The organism is Fulvivirga lutimaris, from assembly GCF_009711525.1.
GTDB classification, from domain to species: Bacteria; Bacteroidota; Bacteroidia; order Cytophagales; family Cyclobacteriaceae; genus Fulvivirga; species Fulvivirga lutimaris.
This window is the reverse complement of the sequence record NZ_SMLV01000391.1, coordinates 1-5,303: the sequence shown is the minus strand read 5'-3', so window position 1 is coordinate 5,303 and position 5,303 is coordinate 1. Positions and strand designations below refer to the sequence as shown.

5 protein-coding genes are annotated in these 5,303 nt (G+C 36.7%); 2 read left to right on the top strand and 3 right to left on the bottom strand.

The features are described 5' to 3' along the window. Both E1140_RS12625 and E1140_RS12620 read left to right on the top strand, forming a co-directional pair. Positions 1-576 (top strand): sodium:proton antiporter (locus tag E1140_RS12625; protein WP_185153564.1); only part of this gene is annotated, 576 nt, incomplete at its 5' end. 90 nt (positions 577-666) lie between these two features. Beyond that, a complete protein-coding gene (locus tag E1140_RS12620; protein ID WP_155184174.1) occupies positions 667-1,209 on the top strand; it encodes a hypothetical protein in 543 nt (180 codons plus the stop codon). Here the strand turns inward: E1140_RS12620 and E1140_RS12615 are convergent. From E1140_RS12615 to E1140_RS12605, 3 genes are read right to left on the bottom strand one after another with little or no spacing between them, the layout of a single operon-like run. Next, on the bottom strand, positions 1,199-3,730 hold the full coding sequence (locus E1140_RS12615) for a TonB-dependent receptor (RefSeq protein WP_155184171.1): 2,532 nt from the start codon (positions 3,728-3,730) through the stop codon (positions 1,199-1,201). The genes E1140_RS12620 and E1140_RS12615 overlap by 11 nt on opposite strands. A 14-nt stretch (positions 3,731-3,744) precedes the next feature. Further along, positions 3,745-4,653, bottom strand: coding sequence for a FecR family protein (locus tag E1140_RS12610; protein ID WP_155184168.1), 909 nt, complete (start codon positions 4,651-4,653; stop codon positions 3,745-3,747). 47 nt (positions 4,654-4,700) lie between these two features. Continuing rightward, positions 4,701-5,225, bottom strand: a complete 525-nt coding sequence (locus E1140_RS12605) for an RNA polymerase sigma factor (RefSeq protein WP_155184165.1) — start codon at positions 5,223-5,225, stop codon at positions 4,701-4,703. Between the last annotated feature and the right edge of the window lie 78 nt (positions 5,226-5,303).

Here is a 5,303-nt window from a genome sequence, read left to right as displayed (position 1 = left end):
TTTTTAAGGGAGTTAATTATGTTTTTTGTTGCTTTCCTATCTTTCAGATTTGCTAATAAAGATGCTATAAAGGGTAATGAGTTTAGCTTTGAGCCTATTAGAGAAGTGGCCTTTATCTTCGTAGGAATTTTTGGTACTATGATGCCAGCACTTGAGTTGGTAGGAGGTTTTGCTGCTTCGCCAGAAGGAGCAAAGATGATAAGTCATAACACTTTGTATTGGGGTACAGGTATCCTTTCAGGTTTCTTAGATAATGCTCCTACTTACATCAATTTCTTAACTGCAGCTTTGGCTTCACAGGGAGGATCTATTTCGAAACTTACTGACGTCATGGCCTTTGCCAATGGTGGAGTTTTCCATGATTCTATCCTTGACTTGAAAGCTATATCAATCGGGGCAGTGTTCTTTGGAGCATTTACTTATATTGGTAATGGACCAAACTTTATGGTAAAATCCATAGCTGAGCAGATTGGATTAAAAATGCCATCTTTCTTCGGTTACATTATCAGGTTTTCGATTCCATTCTTATTACCACTATTATTTATCACGTGGTTAATATTCTTTGCCTTTAGTTAACAGTAATTAAATTCCATTCTTAAATGTTTAGTAAGGGGTGGTATAATAGTCGGTCAACCGGTTATTATATCATAACCAACTTATTAAATAATGGATAATTTAGAAAGACACTTATTTTTTGCCCTGGCCAGACTAAAGGGGTATGTTTTTCAAAAGGCAGATAATGATGAAGTTGAAAATGGAAAATATCTATTTTCATCTTACAAAGGACATTTGGTTGGAGCATTAGAAATTAATATAGTTGATAAGGCTGATGAATTTCAGGATGTTTTTAAAGAAGATAGCTTTCTAAATATCAGCTATGTTTACCTCAATGATGATCCTTCTCTTGATGGAATTTTGGCTTTTAAAGGCCTTATGGCACTAGCCAAACAGTATGCACAGCGAGAAAAAACGAATTTAATATTAGGATCATCTTATGAATCTTTCATAAAACAGGTTTCACCAATATTAGATATTACTTCACTTGCAGAAGAGCTGAACATCAAGCCTTGTAATGACTGTACTTCAAATACGCTGAAAGAGAAGTACAGATTCTTATCTTATTCGGATGTACCATTTTTCATGAAGCTAAATGAGCGATTAAAAAATATTAGTTTTTTGCCAGCTGAGAAGGTGCTGGCTACCACTTGATGCTAAGCATTAAATTAGGAGCAAAACCAATGCTATACCTTGTCTCTAGGGAAGTATTAGGGCCTCTTGTTATATAGTTGTTTGATACTAGATTTTCCTGATCATAAACATTCAGTAAAGAAAGACCGACTGTGCCGACCCATCCTTTGCTCTTAGCAGGAAATTGATAAACAGCTGCCACATCCAACTGATGCTGGCCATCATAGCGGCCATTATTTTCTTCTGCAACCACTGCAGCATTTGGGTCATTGTCTGGTCCTGGGACTGGAAAGAATGAGTTTTCTGTATAAACAGGGATGCCTGACAGGTATTGCCATCCTAAAGAAAACTTCCATTGATTTATTTGAGTTGTAGCTCCTATGTTAAATGTGTGCGGCTGGTCATAGTATGTTTCAAAGGTTAGCTGGTTAAGCAAAGGAAAGTCCATTTCTGTTGTTGTATAGCTGTAGCTCACCCAGGTGTCTATCTGGCCCCAGTCTTTACTTAAAAGAAGATCGATACCAAATATGGTTAGTTCACCTGAGGTGAACGGTGTGGGGCTATTTGGTCCAGCATTTGGATCAACTGTCGACAGGTCAGTCACCTCTTTATAATAGCCTTCGATATCGATTAGAAATGATGAGGGCGACCATGATGAGCCAATCATATATAATGAGCTCTTGACAACAGGTCGATTATATTTGGCTAGTTCCCAGGATTGATTCTCGGCCTGTACGTCTTCAAAATCAAAAAATACATTTTGAGTAACATATTGACTATAAAGTCCTGCGCTTGATTTTAGTGACCAATGATCATTTAAATTGTAATTGGCAAAAACTCTGGGTTCTACTCGGGTAAAATCTGTTACTGTATAAAAAAGTCCAGTGAGCCCTGCATTTATTGATAATCTATTGCCTATTGCAAGGTGCTGATTGAAATATAAATTATGGAGATAAGCCACATCAGTAACTTCAAAGGAAATTACAGGACGGTTAGGTCTGGCAGAAAAGTTATCTTTTTCCAGCTCGTACCGGTTGGCTATATAACCAAAACTAAAGTTATTCTGATCATTTGGATTAACATCAATTTTATTCTTTAAGCCAATTGAGATATCCTTTAATTCGTCAATAAAATGATTCGGAATTATGGTTTGCTGAGTGTCTATGAACAATTCAGTAATTTTTGAATCATAGCTATAGTGAGAGTAACTGGCAAAGGCATCAGTTTTGAACTTATTAGACCAGTGTTGATTCCAGGAAATATTAATCCCATCATTGTTAAGTTCAGTTCTGCTTTTGAATTGAGTATTTCTTTGCGAGTTAAACCTACCCAGTTCCTGATCATTATTAATTGTTAGTAAACTCAGACTTACTTTACTTTTTTCAGATTGATATGTCGTGTTAAAATTGGCATCAGAATAGATAAATGAACTTTCAGTTTCCACTTCATTAGGGTTGTTTGCACCAGTTTCAATAAAAACCAACCGGTCAATCTCTCTTAGTTTTGGTGATTGCCAGCTACCCGGTAAAGATGTTCGAACAGAGCCTGTAGCCGACCAGGACTTGTTAATAGGTACACTGGCAAGAGCAGAAGCGTAAAGGCTATTTACACTTATGTTGTACAATGAGGTATCAGGAGCATTTACGTTACTTTCTAGTGTGATAGCTCCACCAACTCTACCAGAAATGGAAGGGTCGAAACCACTTCTATAAACAGAAACTCTATCAATAAACATTGGGTTGAAAGCGGATATAGCCCCGTAGTAATGCCCTTTGTGATAGATAGGAATGTTGTCTAACAATACTAGTGTTTGATCTGATGTACTGCCTCTTACATGCAAGTTGCCAGATTTGCCATCTGGAGAAGAAATGCCGGGTAGTGTTTTTATGGCTAGAAGAATATCACTATCAGTATCTCCCGGAAGAAGTGAGAGATTCTTAGTGCTTACAACAAGGCTGTGATCGGTTGTTACTGCATTTATTCCGTTAGTGATGTAATGGGTAATAACAACTTCATCAAGTGTAGTAGTGCTGAATGACATTTGTATAGTAGAACATTCTACAGATAGGTCGCCAATGACCAGCTTTTTGTCACCATAACCGAAGTATTTTAAGACCACAGTATCCTGAAAAGTAAAACGGCCAGAAAACCTCATGTAACCATTATCATCAGATATGGCATTAGTGTTTTGATCATTGAACAAGGCCTGTGCTCCTTTTAATGGTTTAGAATCATCCTGATCAATAAGTTGAGCACAAAACTTACGTTCGACTGTACTTATGAGGATGACATCAGAATCTACCTGATCAAATGCTAATCCTGTTTGCTTGGAAATTTGCTCCAGATGGGTCTCAAGAGTTTGATCGATAGAAATATCCGATACTTTTAGCTTGTCTATTATTTCATCTGAAAAGGAAAATTTGACATTAAATTGCTCTTCTAACTCTAGGAGTTGAGCTTTAAGGGTTTTTTGGTTCTCTGATTGACCAAAAGCAAAATTGAGAGCTAGAAAGCTCAACAAAATGGGGAAAATAAGCTTCAAATTACTTTACAGGTTTACTGCAAAGTAACGCTTTGACCGTCTATTTTGAAACTAATATTCATTGGTTTGCAAACCATCTCCAGAGCTTTTTCTTTTGAGTTGGGAATATAAGCTCCTGTAAATAATTGTTCAGCGTTTATCTGAGAAGCATCAATTTTTATATCGTACTGGTTTTCAATTGATTCTAATACCACAGAAATTGGAGTGCTGGTAAATTGCTTTAAATCGCTTGACCAGCTGTGCTTAAAATTGAAGGGATCAATTTTTTTATTTTTAATGTTGACACCCATTCCTTTTGTCAGGGTTACTTCATTATCATTGGCATTGACTAATACTTTTCCGTCATAGCAAGAGACAGCGCTAAACTGAGGAGAACTTATAATTTCAAAGGATGTACCTAATACTGTGAGTTTTGATTGGTCAAAGTCTACTGTAAAAGGAGTTCCTTTTTCTACTTCATAATATGCAGTTCCCTTCTGGCGGATATCACGCCTCTTTTTACCCCAGGACTTTCTTTTGAAAGCAATGCTACTATTTGGCCCAAGAGTTACCTTCGAATTATCGGGAAGTACTACTTCCTTAGACTCACCAAAAGTAGTTTCGTAAGTGGTGGTCTCGTTACTTTTAACTACAAAATAGACAATAGCGGTTGCGAGGAAGGCAAAAACAGCTGCCCACCTTACCATTGGCTGGTTATACCATGGAATAACCTTGGCCTTTTTCCCGGTTAATTTTTTTTTCTCTAACTCTTCAAAACTCTTTTCTAGATCAAGAGGAGCTACCTGCCATTGATCTACTTCGGTAATAATGGCCTTATATTTTAAGAAATCATCAGACTGTTCAAATGCAGCAAGCTTTTCATCTGAGAGGTCTCCATTTATCCAGCGGATGAGTAGGTCATTATCTTTATTGAGTTCTTCCATTCTATATTATAAAAACAGTTGTGGTAAGTATTATACCACCCCTGCTTTTAAATTTTTCTATGATTTAAAATATCAAGATCATTTTTAAGCTTATCCATAGCCTTATACATCTTCTTGTGTACAGCACTCAGGCTAACTTCTTGCAAATCAGCAATTTCCTGAAATGACAGTTTGTCAACCCTATTCAGTAGAAATACTTCCCGTTGAGTAGCCGGCAGGTTAGAAATTGAATCTTCAAGCTTGGTCTTAAACTCTTGCTCTTCCATGATATATTGAGGGTCTTCGCTCAATGAATTGTTGACATTTTCTTTGGCAAAGCTGAGCACTACTTTTTCATGCTCAATGGTATTTAGGAACATTCTCTTGGCGGTTGTAAATAGGAAAGAGCGAGCTTTTTCAAGAATAACTTTTTTGCAATTCTCCCAAAGCTTTATAAAGGCATCCTGCATTAAATCTTCAGCTTTTTCCAGGTCACCACATTTATAATAGAGGAAGTTACGTAAAGGACCTGCCTGCGATTTAAAGATGCTTTGATAGTTGTTCTCTTGACAAACTGAATTGTCTTCAGACATAATTTGGGTTGGTTGAAAGTATCGAAGTTATTAAAAACCTAAAATAGAATTGCCCAATTTATTTAAATAAATTGGGCA